The organism is Deefgea tanakiae (genome assembly GCF_019665765.1).
Taxonomy (GTDB): Bacteria; Pseudomonadota; Gammaproteobacteria; order Burkholderiales; family Chitinibacteraceae; genus Deefgea; species Deefgea tanakiae.
Genome location: NZ_CP081150.1, coordinates 2,276,569 through 2,291,994, shown reverse-complemented (window position 1 = coordinate 2,291,994; position 15,426 = coordinate 2,276,569). Strand labels below are relative to the sequence as shown.

Annotated in this window: 6 protein-coding genes; 2 read left to right on the top strand and 4 right to left on the bottom strand. The window is 47.1% G+C overall.

The genetic code is table 11. From position 1 onward, the window contains the following. The first annotated feature begins 107 nt into the window (after positions 1–107). Entirely contained in the window at positions 108–2,207 is a 2,100-nt protein-coding gene (locus K4H28_RS10695) for a type IV pilus assembly protein FimV (protein ID WP_221005188.1), read from the top strand. 304 nt (positions 2,208–2,511) lie between these two features. Here K4H28_RS10695 and K4H28_RS10690 read toward each other — a convergent pair whose 3' ends face one another. Both K4H28_RS10690 and K4H28_RS10685 read right to left on the bottom strand, forming a co-directional pair. Further along, positions 2,512–4,395: a methyl-accepting chemotaxis protein gene (locus K4H28_RS10690; RefSeq protein WP_221005187.1), complete on the bottom strand. Its 1,884-nt coding sequence runs from the start codon at positions 4,393–4,395 to the stop codon at positions 2,512–2,514. Positions 4,396–4,502: 107 nt separating this feature from the next. Further along, complete coding sequence (locus tag K4H28_RS10685) at positions 4,503–6,704, bottom strand: RelA/SpoT family protein (RefSeq protein ID WP_221005186.1); 2,202 nt, start codon at positions 6,702–6,704, stop codon at positions 4,503–4,505. A 92-nt stretch (positions 6,705–6,796) separates the two neighbouring features. On the opposite strand from K4H28_RS10685, the gene K4H28_RS10680 reads away from it, so the two are divergent. Next, positions 6,797–7,339: a DUF2062 domain-containing protein gene (locus tag K4H28_RS10680; protein ID WP_221005185.1), complete on the top strand. Its 543-nt coding sequence runs from the start codon at positions 6,797–6,799 to the stop codon at positions 7,337–7,339. Positions 7,340–7,375: 36 nt separating this feature from the next. On the opposite strand, the gene K4H28_RS10675 is transcribed toward K4H28_RS10680, so the two are convergent. Together K4H28_RS10675 and K4H28_RS10670 are read right to left on the bottom strand one after the other, a co-directional pair. Then, on the bottom strand, positions 7,376–8,275 hold the full coding sequence (locus tag K4H28_RS10675) for a diguanylate cyclase (RefSeq protein ID WP_221005184.1): 900 nt from the start codon (positions 8,273–8,275) through the stop codon (positions 7,376–7,378). Next, entirely contained in the window at positions 8,272–15,426 is a 7,155-nt protein-coding gene (locus K4H28_RS10670; protein WP_221005183.1) for a response regulator, read from the bottom strand. The genes K4H28_RS10675 and K4H28_RS10670 overlap by 4 nt, the downstream gene beginning before the upstream one ends.

Genomic DNA, 15,426 nt, shown 5'->3' with positions numbered 1-15,426 from the left:
TATTTTTGTGGTGTTTAACATCATATTAAAGCCACATTTTGCTAAAAAATAATTTGGATAATTCGAGTAATTTAAAATAAATAATGATAAGAAAATGGCCTCATTTGATGTTTAACTCCCGTTTGCTTGCAGTCACCGTGATGAGTTTGCTGATTGCACACTCTAACGCTGCCATGCTGGGTGAAATACGCGTTAATTCTGCGCTGGGTGAAAAGTTTGATGCCAGTATTCCTGTCGCTTCAACCAACGATGAGGACATAAATAGCAATTGCTTTCGTTTGGTAAGCCCGCATGACAATGCGGAGATCAATTCATTAAGACGCGCCAAGCTGATCTTCCAGCAAGACGGCGATGGTGGCCGCTTGTTGGTGCATGGACTTGATCCATTACAAGAGCCGGTGGTGAATGTTTCTGTGCGAGTGAAGTGCCCAGGGGAAGAGGATCGGGTTTTTCAGCGCGATTATAGAGTGCTACTTGACCCAAGGGAATATAAGGTTGCACAACGAAAGCAGACCGAGGTCGTTGCAAGTAGCAAGCAAAGTCGTCGAAGTTTGCCTCGGCTTGGAACTGCTTGGTTAACTGAAGATGGTGATTCGGTTGCTAGTATTGCTCGTCGATATTATCCGAATGATGACAAGTTAAGAGCCAAATTTATTGATGCTATTTATGATTTAAACCCTGACTTGCCTCAAGGGACTTCAGTGCGTCTAGGGGGAGATTGGCGTCTGCAGTTACCTTCTCCGATTTCAAGTCCAGCCATTGTTAGCCAGCCTGTTCGAGTCGAGCCGATGACTCAACAAGAGGTGCTGCCTAGACTCACCCTTGATTCCGTACCCTCGGCGGCTGAAGTTCCTGTTGCTAATTCGGTGGAGAAAAGCGGTGATTTTCGTCTTCGTTTATCTTTGCCAAGCCTAGATTTAAACCAGAAAAATACCCTTAGCCCAGAGGAAACCCTTCGTCTACGCGAACGATTATTGTCGTTAGAGACCGATGAACAAGCTTCGCAGATGCTGCAGCTTAAATATCAGATTACACAATTAGAAAAACAGCTCAATAGTTTCAAAACCAATTCGGCTGACTCATCGCCATCCAACGTGGAAAGCAAAGAACAATCTAACAGCTATTTTTCAATGTCGTTGCTATATTTGATTGCATTCATTATTGCTGTCGTTGCAATTCTATTGTGGCGGCGGCATGTGTTTCAGCGGCAAGCCCAGGAAGAACCTTATTCTATGCTTGGCATATCGACGATGCATGTTAATCCTTATGGGGCTACTCCTGCTCCACGTACCCCCACTAACTTTAATAGTCAGTTTATGCCCCGCACTGGTGGCTTTGACGACGATGAAATAGGTATTCCTGTACGAAATATCGATGATCAAGAGTGGCACAATGAAGACGTTGATGTATTCTCGCCGAACTCGGTAGCAGAAGAAGCGCAGCTGCTGATCGATCATGGGCTCACCAAGCAGGCGATTAATTTATTAATGCATGAGGTTGCTGAGCGCCCAACTGCGTTAGCACTTTGGATGAAATTGTTTGATGTATTTCAACAGAACAATATGGTGGAGCTATTCCAAGAGCGTGCGGTTGCTTTTCGGTTACAGTTTTCTAGTGAGGCTCTTTGGCAGCAAGTGCAAGGTCTTGGCTTGCAAATTGACCCAACGAATCCTTTGTACCAATCGCTGGACGTTATGCCTGACTTTGGCAAGCAAGAAAATCATAACAAGATTGAGATATCAAATTCGAACTTGGCTGCGGAATTGTATAATGATGCAGGATTTAAATTGCCCGACGATGCGACTGGGAGTAATGGTTTAGATGTGAGTGATGGTTTCACATTTGAAATTGATTTCAAACCATTGGAAGATAAGGCATCGAGTATCAAAGAGTCCGAAGATGCTTTTTTTGCTTCAATACCTGAGGAATTTGAAATTAATGAAGAGGCTGCACCAGTAGATGCGCTCCGCAAACCGGTTAATGTACCGATTGAGGAAACTAAGGGAGTCCCAAAATCAATCGCTGAAAATGGTGATTTCATTTCTGATGATGAAGTTCTGCAAAATATTGCTAATTTAATTAGCAATGGTCAGCGGCGGGAAGCCTTCGATCACCTTGAAATTTTGCTTTACAAAGGGACCATGCCTCAACGACTAACCGCCTCGAAGTGGCTTGATAAGTTGTTGAGTAAATACGGTAAACTTTAGATTAGTTTGTTAACTAATTTTTTATCCACAATCGGATAAGCCCACTTTACCTAGGTGGGCTTTTTTACTTATGTTGTTGGATCTGGATCTGGATTGTGAAGAATGTTTGGCATTAATAATTATCTAAATATCAAAGCATGTTTTGATTGCTGCTTCAATTGGATCTGACTTTGATAAATGGCGTATAGGTTTGTGATGAAAATAGTAGTTCATGAAGATTCGTCGACAAATGCAAGCAATTATTTCAAGCACTAAAAAAGCCAGTGGGTTTCCACTGGCTTTGATGATTTAAAACTTGGCGTTATTACAATTTAAAATTGCCAAAAAGCTGCCTTAAGAATACTGCTAAGTCACTGAGTTGATGCACTGCACCAGTTGCCCGGTGAAGTGCGGCATCAGATTGTTGCATCTGATTAGTAATGTTTTCTGCACTTTGCGCCATGGCCGTGGTGGCGTCTTGCTGCTCTTTGGTAGAGTGTGCGATTTCACCAATTTTGATCATCACGGTGTGCATATTTTCGCGAATATGGGCGATTTTTTCTGCTGCTGATTCAGATAATGTCACACCACTTTGTACTGTTGTGATCGTCGATTGCATATTGGCAACGGCGGCATCCGTCTCGTTGCGAATGCCATCAATCATGCCGGTAATTTCTACCGTGGCATGACCAGTTCGTTCCGCTAGTTTGCGCACCTCATCGGCAACCACTGCAAAACCTCGGCCTTGCTCACCAGCGCGAGCCGCTTCAATGGCTGCATTAAGTGCGAGTAAGTTAGTTTGGTCTGCAATCTCTTTAATCACACGGATAATGCCACTTATGTCTTGAGATCGTTGATTGAGGCTATTCAAAAGACTCGCCAAGCCTTCAACTTCGGCAGCCGATTTACTAACTTCTTTGGCTACTTCGCGAACAGTTGACGCCGACTCTCCAGAGAGTGCTCCTGTGCTGGTTACCAATTGATTTGCATCGTTAGAGTTATCGGCGATATGGCTGATGCTGACTGTGATCTCTTCAATCGTTGCGGCATTGGATGCAGCAAGGTCGGCCAATAGAGCGGAATCATTAGAAAGCTGATGCAGTACACTATTAATATCTGTCACACCATGAGTGAGGTTCTCTGTTTCTTTGCGGATATCAATGAACATGGTACGAAGCTGCCCTGTAAATTGATTAAACGCGATTGCCATTTGGGCGATTTCATCATTACCATGGATATTCAGAGTACGAGTTAAATCTCCGCCACCGCTTGCAATCTGCTGCATCCGATCTCGCATTACACGCAAATTCACTAGCATTCTGCTGACCAGCATGCTTGCAATAGGTATGAGTACAACTAGTAATCCAATCAATGCAACTAGGGCGATAATAAGCAACTGATTAAGTGGAGCAAGTGCAATCTCTTTATCAATAACAAACATCAAGTACATGTCCGAGCCTTCGATGGGCTGGACATAAACAAGACGATTTTTATCATCAATGTTGACTGGATTGAGCGTTTTATCAGCCGCATATTTTGTTAGTAGATCTAAAGATAAATCTGGGCTGATTTCTGAAATTGGTTTTTGGATGTACGCTTGGTTGCTGTGAACGAGCACTTTACCGTCTTTGCCCAATAAAATAGCGTAGCCATCGCCAGTCAGCTTAATACTGAGGACGTCTTTTACAATGTCATCGAGCATAATGTCGGTACCTACGACCCCCAAAAGGGCTCCGTTGGCTTCGACTGGAGAGGCAAACGACATCGTAAGTCTTTTACTGCCCGCATCAATGTACGGTGCGGTTAGGACGGTGCGTTTTTCTGCGACAGCTTGTTGATACCATGGTCGACTTGTTGGGTCGTAACCCTCGGGAAGACCGAGTTCGCGATTCGTGATCATTTGTTTGTCGGCTTTGCCAAAGTAGGCCGAGTCAAACTTGGCACTTTTTGCGCCTTGCACTAAAGCGGGCATTGGATCACTGGCTGTACCGAGGGCTGTTGCCATAGCACCAACGATCATTTTGTGACTTGAAACCCAGTCTCGCAATGTGACATTGTTACCTGTTGCGGTAGCTGAAACTTCACTTTGCAACGAGTCAATCATGACGCCGCGCATCTTGAAGTAACCACCGAGGGAAATTAAACCCACGGTAATAAGTAGTAACAGTGCAATAAAAGCAATCAATTTATTGCGTAGGGAGTTAAACATGGCGTGCCTCGATATTGTCTTTAGACGTTCAATCAGAATAGATGTTATCGGCAGAAAAAAACAAATCTTTTATCAGCTTTTTTGAATAAACGTCATGTATTTCCAATCTAAAGTCGTGACACTCTAATTACGCCTTGAACATCTTTGAGGCGGACAAAAACTTTTTGCAATTGCTCGCTATCTTTAATTTCGATCGTAAAGCGCATTTGTGATCGGGCATCTTTATTTTGTGTATGCACCGCAGTGACATTGATTTTATCGCGCACCATCACGTCGGATAAATCCCGCAACATACTTGGCCGTTCTAGCGTCTCAACTAAAATATCGACCGAGAATACGTGCCCGCTGGATTTTCCCCAGTCTGCCTTAATTAAGCGCTCAGGTGCTTCAATTGCTAATCGTTTAAGGGTGAGGCAATCGGTGCGATGGATTGAAATACCGCGCCCTTTGGTAACAAAACCCATTACTTGGTCGGGGGGTACGGGTTTGCAGCATTTGGCGAGCATCGTCATCAGCTTGTCGATGCCTTCAATTAAAATGCCTTCGCCACTTTGATTGGCACGTGCGGTTTTGACGAAGTCTTCGGGTTCGTCCGGTAATTCAACGGGAGCAAGTGACTCATTAAATGCAATCGACAATGCACGTAACGAGCATTCGCCTTGGCCCAGCGCAGCAAATACGTCCTCGATTTCTTTGTAGCCTAGCTTTTGTGCAATGAGTTCATGGCTAATATTATTGGCACCGGCGCGGGATGATTCTTTATCAAACAGGGCACGACCGGCTTCTATAGCCACATCAAGATGCTGCTGACGAATCCAGTGCCTTACTTTTTGCTGCGCGCGATGGCTTTTAATATAGCCTTGATGTAACCAATCGAGACTAGGACCACCCGTTTTAGCGGCCAGAATCTCTATGCGCTGGCCATTTTCTAGCGGTGTTCCGAGCGGCACAATTGCGCCATTGACCTTCGCCCCACGGCAACGATGACCCAGATCGGTGTGTAGGTGATAAGCAAAATCGACTGCGGTACTGCCTTTGGGCAATGAAATCACACGCCCAGCAGGGGTTAGCACATAGATGGTGTCGTCGAATAACTCAGCCTTAAATGCATCTGAAAAATCAGCTTCAGAGGCGACATCTTCGCGCCAATCTAGTAATTGTCGTAGCCATGCGATTTTTTCTTCGTAACGTGAGTCGCCTTTGCCGCCTTCTTTGTAGCGCCAGTGCGCGGCGACGCCGAACTCGGCGTGCTCATGCATATCAAAAGTACGGATTTGTACTTCGACGGCTTTGTCTTGCGGGCCTATGATTGCGGTATGCAGACTGCGATAAAAGTTACCTTTGGGTTGTGCAATGTAATCGTCAAATTCACCTGGAATAGGCTGCCACAAGTTATGCACAATTCCCAGTACGGTATAGCAATCTTTCACATCATCGACTAAGACACGCACCGCGCGAATATCGTAGAGCTCAGAAAAGTCGAGCTTCTTTTTCTGCATCTTTTTCCAGATGCTGTAGATGTGTTTAGGTCGCCCCATCAGGTCGACATGGTTTACGCCAGCAAGGGCGAGTTCACTGCGTAGCTTACCAATCACATCGCCAATGAATTGCTCACGGTCCACGCGGCGCTCATCAAGCAATTTAGCGATTTTCTTATAGGTTTCGGTATGTAGGTAACGGAAACCTAAGTCTTCCAGCTCCCATTTAATTTGCCAGACGCCCAAACGATTGGCCAGTGGCGCAAATAAATCCAACGTTTCGCGGGCAATAATACGGCGCAGCTCTTCGGGCACATTCGCCAAGCTATGCATCGTTTGCGTGCGCCACGCAAGTTTAATCAGCACCGCACGAATGTCTTCAACCATCGCGAGCAACATTTTGCGTTGCGCTTCGACTTGCTGTGCGTAGTCTTCGGCTTTGCCCTGTTGTGGTTGAGCTAGCTGCCGCAGCTGCCGGACTTTCAAAATGCCATCGACCAATGCAGCAACGGTCGTGCCAAAGCGTTTATTGATTTGTTCGGACGCGTTACTGAGTTTGTCAGGAACGCAAAATAGTAGCGCTGCGATTACGGCGTTCGCGTCCATGCGCAAATCCGCCACGATGGATGCACTGGCAACCGAATGCAAAAATAGTGAGGTTTGTGTGTCGGGATTGAGTGAGTTGCCATATAACTCAGCAGCCCAATCAAGCGCCTCCCTCAGGCGAGTGATGTCCTGCGGCGGATAACGCTCAGAAAGGGCAATCAGCCAGCGATCAGGATCAGCGGCTTCAGCGATGGATTGGGCAAGCGGGCGAGTTACGGCAACCATGATTATTTATTTATCTATTTGCTGAAGTGAATAATTGAATTTTGCGACAATAATGCAGTCTGTCATAGCTAAATTAACGAGAAAAGTGCCGAATGCCCCGCAAATATTTACGACGCTGGTTGCCAGATCACCAAACGATGCTGCAAAACCGCTTTTTGAGCCGCTTTGCGCATTGGTTTGAACATCCGAATTTATTTCATTTAAATCGTAAATCGGTTGCAGGTGGTTTAGCGGTGGGGATGATTGGCGGCTTGATCCCCGGTCCTTTACAAGTGATTACCTCATGCATTCTGTGCCTGATTTTTCGCGTCAATTTGCCAGTGGCGATTTTGGGGACTTTCTACACCAATCCATTAACGATTGGCCCCATTTACTGGTTGGCTTATCAGCTTGGTGCTTGGGTGTCGGGCCTCGCTGGAGCGAAAGTGACTGTTTTGATGCCCTCGTTTTCTGCCTTGAATCTGGGGGACTGGATGTGGGCGATGTGGGCTTGGATGCAGTCATTGGGCGCGCCTTTGCTGATTGGCTTACCTTTATTGGCTGCCTTACTGGCGGTGATGGCGTATTTTTCTGTGCATGTCGTTTGGCGGCTTTGGGTGTATTGGTCTATAGCTAAGCGTAAACGTAGGCTGTGAGCAGATACGTGCCATCATATTTATGGTGTGCTGCGATTAGGTCGCTAGAGCCCGATTTCGACCAGCCGCTTTCGCACGATAAAGGCGCGCATCGGCGACTTGCAATAGACTCTCGGCTGTTGGCGGTACGTTTACAGTGCCACTGGCGACGCCAATACTCACGGTGACACACGCATAGTCTCTTGATTTTTCATGTGGGATTTGTAGTGCTGCGATGGCGCTGCAAAGCTTGTTGGCAACCTCAAGTGCGCCCTCAAGTAAGGTGTCGGGCATAATGAGTACGAACTCTTCACCGCCATAGCGCGCCGCTAAATCGCTAGGGCGTTTCATTTTGCCATTTAGCACGCTCGCAATGGTTTGCAGAACCCGATCCCCCATCGCATGGCCATAATAATCGTTATACAGTTTAAAATAATCGACATCTAAAATCGCAACTGATAATGGATTGCCTGTCCGTCCCGCACGAGAACATTCAGCTGCTAATACGGCATCGAGCTGACGTCGATTGGGCAGTTCCGTCAATGCATCAATGTTGGCTAGCGTTTCTAGCATTCGGCGTTGGCGCGCCACTTGCATATGTACCGAGACACGCGCTTTAACAACTGCAGGATGGAATGGCTTGGCAATATAATCAGACGCCCCCATTAAGAGGCCGCGTTCTTCGTCATCGGGTGTGTCTAAGCCGGTAATGAAAATAACGCCAATCGGTGCTGTATCTGGATCGGCTTTGAGTAATTGCAGCACTTCATAACCGTCCATCTCTGGCATCATGACATCGAGCAAGATTAAATCGGGCAGTTGCTCACGCGCGCGGAGCAAGGCTTGCTCGCCATTTTTTGCCAATAGCACGGTATAGTCCGCTTGCAATAGCTCACCTAATAATTGTCGATTACTCGCTGAATCATCGACAACCAAAATTTTTTGTTGTTCGCTCATAGTGTGTCTAGCTCGGAACGCAGTGCATTTTGTAGTTCAAAGAGCGCCGCAATCGCTGCGTCCGTTTCCATATAGTCAAATAAGCGGCTAATTTCACTCATTTGCGCTTGCCAGCGGGTTGCTAATGATTTGTTTAGTTCGTCAAGCTGACGATTAGCGGCAAAATTGCCTGTTCGGATAAGAGGAACGAGAGCCTCGAGCTGGAGCAAAGCTTGGGAGATATTATAGCTGTTTGCATGAGGTGATGACGTTGGGGCAACCCTTATCGTTTGAGTAATCGCATTCAGTGTAATTGCAAGTTGCTGCTGAAAATGGCTGACTCGCTCTGGGATTTCTGCATTTTTCTCCACTCGAATGGCGGTTTCTAGTGCCGCCGCACTGCTTGAGAGCTGTGTTGCTCCCAAATATGCCGCGGCAGATTTGACGGCATGCGCATTGTCGGCAATGCGCTTAAAGTCGTTTTCTTCCAAAGCCTCTCCAACAATCAAACCCGCTGCACCATAATCCCGCGCAAAAATAATCAACGAACGCTGGAGTAAATTTTGATTTCCTCCAAGCAGTTTAAGCGCGACAGTTAAATCGATCCCTAAGTTGCTGGTGGGCGGGGCTGATGCAGTCATGCTTGAGTATTGATACTCGAGTTGTGCAGGGATAACTCGATTTACGAGCTGTTGTTGGGGAATCCAATGTTGTAAAGTTTGGATTAATTCGTCTGCATTTATCGGCTTCGTAATATGTGCATTCATGCCTGCCGCTAAACTGGCGTCGCGATCTCCTACCATCGCGTGGGCCGTCATCGCAATAATCGGCAAATTCAGGCCCAACTGGCGAATGGCACGACTTGCGCTCAGGCCGTCCATCACAGGCATTTGGATGTCCATCAAGATCAAATCATAGTGAGTGGATTGTACTTTTTCGAGTGCGATTTGGCCATTTTCAGCTATATCGATGCTGATGCGTGCTTCGCCTAGTATCCCGAATACAATCTCTCGATTAAATTCAGTGTCGTCAGCCAATAAGATGCGAGCGCCATCAAGTTTGATGATTGATTTCAGCTCGGATTCTATCGTTTTTGACTGTGCAAAATTGGGTGAGCCAGGGGCAGTCAGTAGTATGAAATGGGCTTGCAGCAAGGCGCGACTGACTGGCTTTACGAGGAACCCATCTAATTTTACTCGCTGTGCTTGCCGTATGATTTCGTCTTGTGAATACGCGCTGACCATGAGTATTGCTGGGGGTGTGTTGTTAAGCATGCTCTCGGCGCGTATACGTTCGATCGTTTCAATACCATCCCAATCAGGCATTTGCCAATCCATCAAGACCAAATCAATCGGCTGTTCAGTCTTGGCGGCAATCATTAAGGTATCTAAGGCCGTTCTTCCTGAGTCCGCAAGCAAAACTTCGGCGCCGAATGAACGAACCATATCGGCCAATACCTCGCGTGCAACCGCATGGTCATCAACGATTAAGACCCGCTGAGGTGTGTAGTGCTGCGCCATATTGACTAATTGGCTTGCTTCGATACCCAATTCCAAGGTGAAGCGGAAAGTACTGCCTTGGCCGAGTGTGCTGCCGACAGTGAGTTCACCGCCCATCATTTCAACCAATTGCTTGCTAATGCTGAGGCCTAAGCCGGTCCCACCGTATTTGCGGGTAATTGAGCTGTCTGCTTGGGTGAAGGATTGGAAGAGGGAGGCCATTTGCGCTGGGCTCATGCCGATGCCGGTGTCGCTGAGGGTGAAGCGTAGTGTCACACGGTCGTGTTGCTGCGCCTCAACACGGATGTCGAGCACAATTTCACCCTGTTCGGTGAATTTACTCGCATTGCTAGCAAGATTATTTAGCACCTGACTTAAACGTAATCGATCACCGATGAGTTGTTGCGGTACATCGGGAGCAATACGAAAAATAACTTCAACGCCTTTTGTTTCGGTGCGCAACATCATTAAATCAGAGAGTGGATTGAGTAGGTCGTCTAATTGGAAAGGAATGGTTTCAATTTCGAGTTTACCAGCCTCAATTTTAGAAAAATCCAAAATATCATTAATGATACCGAGTAGATTTTCGGCAGAAATAACAATTTTTTGTAGATAATTACGCAGTTTATCGTCATTGGCGATTTTTAATGCCAAACGGCTCATGCCCATGACGGCATTCATCGGCGTGCGAATTTCATGGCTCATATTCGCAAGGAACATCGATTTGGCTTGCGTTGCTTCCTCTGCACGCACTTTGGCTTCTGCTAAGGCATGCTCGCTAAGTTTTCGCTCCGAAATATCTTGAATGGTGATGATGATGCCTTGCTCTGGATGCAGGTTATCGAGCAAACGGGCGTGGATTTCGCAGTAAATCTGGCGGCCTTGTTTATCAACTAATTGTAAATCGGTGTGGTAGCCACCTTGCATCACTTGGGCATAAGTGACTTTGGCGGATTGTTCAGACTCTTCATCACTGGCATAAAACATCCGAGTTGCTTGCCCGATGACTTCTTCACGCTCGTAGCCAAACAACTTTGCCAAGCCCGCATTGCAGCGTTGTACGACACGGTCTTTGACAAAGGCAATGCCGATGACGGTATTGTCGAAAATGGCTTGTTGCTCAAGCAACGTTTGATTGAGATTGGCTGTGCGTTCAGCCACTTGGCGTTCTAGGTTGTCGTAGAGTCGTGCGTTATCAATTGAAATCAGTGCTTGCACCGCTAGCACTCTGAGAAACTCTACTCGTTCTTGGGTGAATGCGCCTGCTGCTAGATTGTTTTCTAAGTACAACACGCCAATGACTTGTGAAAACCGCATTATTGGTAGGCACATCACAGATTTAGGGTGTTTCGCCAAGACATAAGGATCCATGGCGTAATTTTCTGAACTACTGATATTTTCTTCAATCACTTCGTTGCCACTACGAACCACATAGCGCAATAAAGAGAGCGGCAATAGCGGGCTACTCAGCCCATTGAGTGCAATCGCTTGTGATTGCAACACGTCCACCTTATTGGCAGACGCTTCACCTTCTAAATACCATTCTTCGCTTGCTTCTTTCCGGCTAGAGTTGCTGAGAAATAAGCGTACGGTTTGTGCGCCAGAGTTTTCCTTCACGATGCCCAATAGCTTGGCCAAAACAGGGCTTAATGCAACTTCGCTTGATAGTGCATGGTTCGCCTTCAGAATGGACGTAAGATCAAGATAATTAACGCTACCTATGGCAGTATTGGCGGTCCCTGAGGGGCTCGTCATTGACGTACTTTTGTGACCTTTTGTGCGTGAGATTGGCGCAGGTTCAGCGTATCGACTTTGTAGTTGAATGGCTTTGCCTTCCGCCCCCCACGCGCGATACAGGTGCAAAGCATCACGTAAGAAGACCTCGGCAATTCGTTCTTGTTGTTGAGCGAGCCAGAATTGGCCGTACAATTCATTGGCGAGCGCTTCCAAATTGACGTAATGATTGCTTTTAGCTGCGGCGATGGCCAGAGGGTAAAGTGAAATTGCGCTGGCCGTATCACCATTTAATTGGGCCAGTTGCGCCTGGATCAGCAGTGATTGCGTGGAAAAATTAGCAGGGCATTGCTGTGCCCAAGCGATAAATCGCTCATTCAATTGCGCTACTTGTGCATGAATCGTACCGTATTCATCGTGTGCCGGATGGCGTAGCAGGGTGCGCAGCCGAATGAGTGCAGTATAAAAAGTAGCCTCTGGAATTTTGCATTGGCCAGGTACATATTGTTCAACGAGAGCGAGTTTTTCTGCTAGTTCATCTGCATAGTCGGTATCAAATAAATATGCATTACGGATTTTTCCATGATAGAAATAGGCCAGATGTAAGGGCTTGCTGGCATATTCGAGGAGGAACTGTTCTTCACTAAAATCAGCATCGTCATACGTTGCTGCATGCCGTGTTTGACCCTGTAGATTTTTGATTGATTGCACGGTACCCACGCTGGTGCAATCGACCATATCCTGCTGACCAGTGCTAGTCAGTAGCAAAATATCGCGTTCACAACTCGCCAATAGCTCGGTGAGGTTTTGTCCTTGGATAACACGGTCGGTCGAGCGAACGGCCACAATATAACCCACGGTAGCAAAATCGCCGCTTTCTAGACTCCAAGTATAAGCATCGTCGTAGTAGGTATTGGAAGTGGCTAGTGGCTTAGTCCAGTAATTGGTGAAGGTTGCGAACAGAAAATGCGTGCTGCCGCGAATGGCCAAATTGCGTTGTGCATTGGCAAGCTCAATGGCGGTTGCACCAAATTGTTCAGCGACATCGTATTGCTGCAATATAAACGCCACGATAAAAGCGTAATTGACATAGGCAAAAGGCGAAATATCGCAATGACCCGCTTGCAGCGAAAGCCGAGTCATCGTCGTCGTCGTCACTGCATTTAAATTAGGTAATCCTGCCAGATAGCTGGCGTACCACATGCCAAACAGCAATTGCATCGCGGCAAGTTGCTCGGGGTCGCTCATCGATTTGGCTTGCATCAGCTCGGCCATGGAGCGATGGGCACTTAAATTGGCGATATCGCTAAAGCCTTGCCCTACCTCTTTTAATAAGTCCGCATCCTCAGTCGGAATCATAGAGCCTAGTAGCTGTAGACCAGTACGCTGAATGGCGATGGCTTCTAAGAAGCGACCTTCTAGCTGGTATTGGCTTGCTTGTATTGTATAGCAACGGATTTGGTTCAATACCCCTGTGCAATTACGAAGAACCACTGGGTAGATTCGTTCTGCACTCACAAAATCGCCAGAGAGGTAGGCACTTTCTGCGGCACCAATATGTAAATCCAGCGTGAGTTGAGGGCATGCTTGCCAGCAGTCCGCCGGTAGCAGACTTAAGCCAATTTGTAAGTGGTGAAATGCGGCTTGGTAGGCGGCGGAGGTTCGTGCTTTGAGCCCCGCTTGTAAATTCAGGTGAGCGATAGCAATACGCTCATCAGGATCACTGATGAGTGCGCGCCCCGCATTAAATTGCTCGATGATCGTGAATAATTGATCTTCAACTTGTCCGCTGGGTGCATTGCATAATAGTAAGCGGCCAATGCTGAGGTGATGCAGTTGTTTTTGTTCATCACTGGCTAATGCGTAGGCAGCTTGCTGTACACGGTCGTGCAGAAAGCGGTAACTAATTTGTGGTTTCGTTTCGTCTTCGAGTAAATATTTGTAGTGTTGATCTAAAGGTAGTATCAGTTCGCTTTGCAAAGCAGGCCAAAGACCTACTTGGGTTTGGTAAGGAGTGAGTTTGCAGACCGTTGCCAGCGTGCACAGATCAAAGCGATTGCCGATACTGGCGGCTAATTGCAAAAGCTGTTGAGTGAGCTCAGGTAGGCGACGAATTTTACTGATCATCAATTCAACAACATTATCGGTGAAGTCAGCTTTTTCAATGCTTGCCACATCCCAAACCCACTGATTGTGCTCAAAATCAAAACTCAGATACGCCAACTCATGAATCGTGCTTAAGAATTGATTGAGGAAAAATGGATTGCCCTGTGTTTTATCAAAACAGAGCTGTGCCAGCGTTTGGCAGTGAGCCATTGGCATATGCAAAGTATCGGCAACCAGCTCATTCACATGGTTTGGCTGTAATGGGGCTAAGTTGAGTGTGTGGAGTGTGACTTGGCGTTTGAGTAAATCGTCCCGCAATGCAATCAGGGGATGCGCCGCGTCGACTTCGTTATCACGGTAAGCTCCGATTAAAAGCAAGTAGCGCTTATCAGCGTCGCGCATACTCCACTCAATCAATTTTAATGTAGGTTGGTCAACCCACTGTAAGTCATCGAGAAAGATCACCAGCGGATGTTCCTCGCTGGAGAACACTTGGACAAAACGCTCGAATAAACGGTTGAGCCGATTTTGCGATTCCAGTGGCGGCAGCTCGGCAACGGACTCGCTAGCGCCGATGATTAGCGCAAGGTCTGGAATGAGTTGCGTGATTACGCCAGCATGGCTGCCTAATGCGGCGCGAATTCGCGTAGCCCATTGATCCAGTTGTGCACGGGGTTCGCTGAGCAATTGGCGGATTAAATCTTGAAAAGCTTGAATGAGCGACGAGTAGGGCGTGTTGCGCTGGTATTGATCAAATTTACCCGCAATAAAGTAGCCACGTCGCGCGACGATGGCGCGCTGAATTTCATTGACGACGGCTGACTTCCCAATCCCAGAAAACCCCGCCACGAGCAGCATTTCACTTTGCCCAAGGCAGACCCGATCAAACGCATCCATTAACACTTGAGCGTCTTGCTCGCGGCCATAGAGTTTTTGTGGAATATGAAAGACGCCGCTATGGTCGCTCAGACCTGCATCTTGATGACCTGCCATTGGGAGTTGCAGTGATTGAGCTTGGCAGTGTTTTAGATCGTTGATTAAGGCATTCAAACTTTGATAGCGAGCCTCGGCATTTTTTTCGAGCAAGCGTTGCAAAATGGTCAGCAAATGCGGTGGTAGGTTTTTGAATTGCGCCAAAGACCAATCCGGTGTGCGCGCCAAATGGCAGTGAACCATTTCCATTGCATCTAAGCTGGTAAACGGTGTTTTCCCCGTCAGCAATTCATAGAGGGTGACGCCCAGCGAATAATAATCCGACCGATAATCGACGATGCGATTCATCCGCCCCGTTTGCTCTGGCGACATATACGCCAGCGTACCTTCAATGGTCTGTGGATTTTGAATCAGTGGCGTTTCTTGGCCCAATTCGCTGGCCACACCAAAGTCAATCACTTGCAGCTGGCGCGTCGCATCATTCCAGCACAGATTGGCTGGATTAATGTCTTTGTGGATGATCTTGTTTTGATGAATGAATTGCAGTGCATCGCAAAGCTGGAGTGCGATGTCGTAAAACGATTTGAGATCAATCGGCTGACCTTGCTTTAGGCGCGGATGTTGATTTAGTGAAAGCCCCTGCTGATCTTCCATAATCATGATCCAGCGCGAATCATGTTGTGTTAGCGCCAATGGTCGGGAAATATTCGGATGAATGAGTCGCTGAGCGATGGCATATTCGCGCTTGAAGCGCGCGATATGGTGATGCGATGGATTCGATTTTCCAAAAAACTTCAGTACAACCAGCGATGAATCCCGCTCATCAATAGCGCGATACACACTGGAGTGTTCACTGTCGTGCAGTTGATCGCGCAAGCGGTAAGCGGGAAATGTCAGCAT

Coding starts and splice junctions, on each gene's coding strand:
- K4H28_RS10695 (WP_221005188.1), top strand. CDS start 108: ATGTTTAACTCCCGTTTGCTTGCAGTCACCGTGATGAGTTTGCTGATT.
- K4H28_RS10690 (WP_221005187.1), bottom strand. CDS start 4,395: ATGTTTAACTCCCTACGCAATAAATTGATTGCTTTTATTGCACTGTTA.
- K4H28_RS10685 (WP_221005186.1), bottom strand. CDS start 6,704: ATGGTTGCCGTAACTCGCCCGCTTGCCCAATCCATCGCTGAAGCCGCT.
- K4H28_RS10680 (WP_221005185.1), top strand. CDS start 6,797: ATGCCCCGCAAATATTTACGACGCTGGTTGCCAGATCACCAAACGATG.
- K4H28_RS10675 (WP_221005184.1), bottom strand. CDS start 8,275: ATGAGCGAACAACAAAAAATTTTGGTTGTCGATGATTCAGCGAGTAAT.
- K4H28_RS10670 (WP_221005183.1), bottom strand. CDS start 15,426: ATGCTGACATTTCCCGCTTACCGCTTGCGCGATCAACTGCACGACAGT.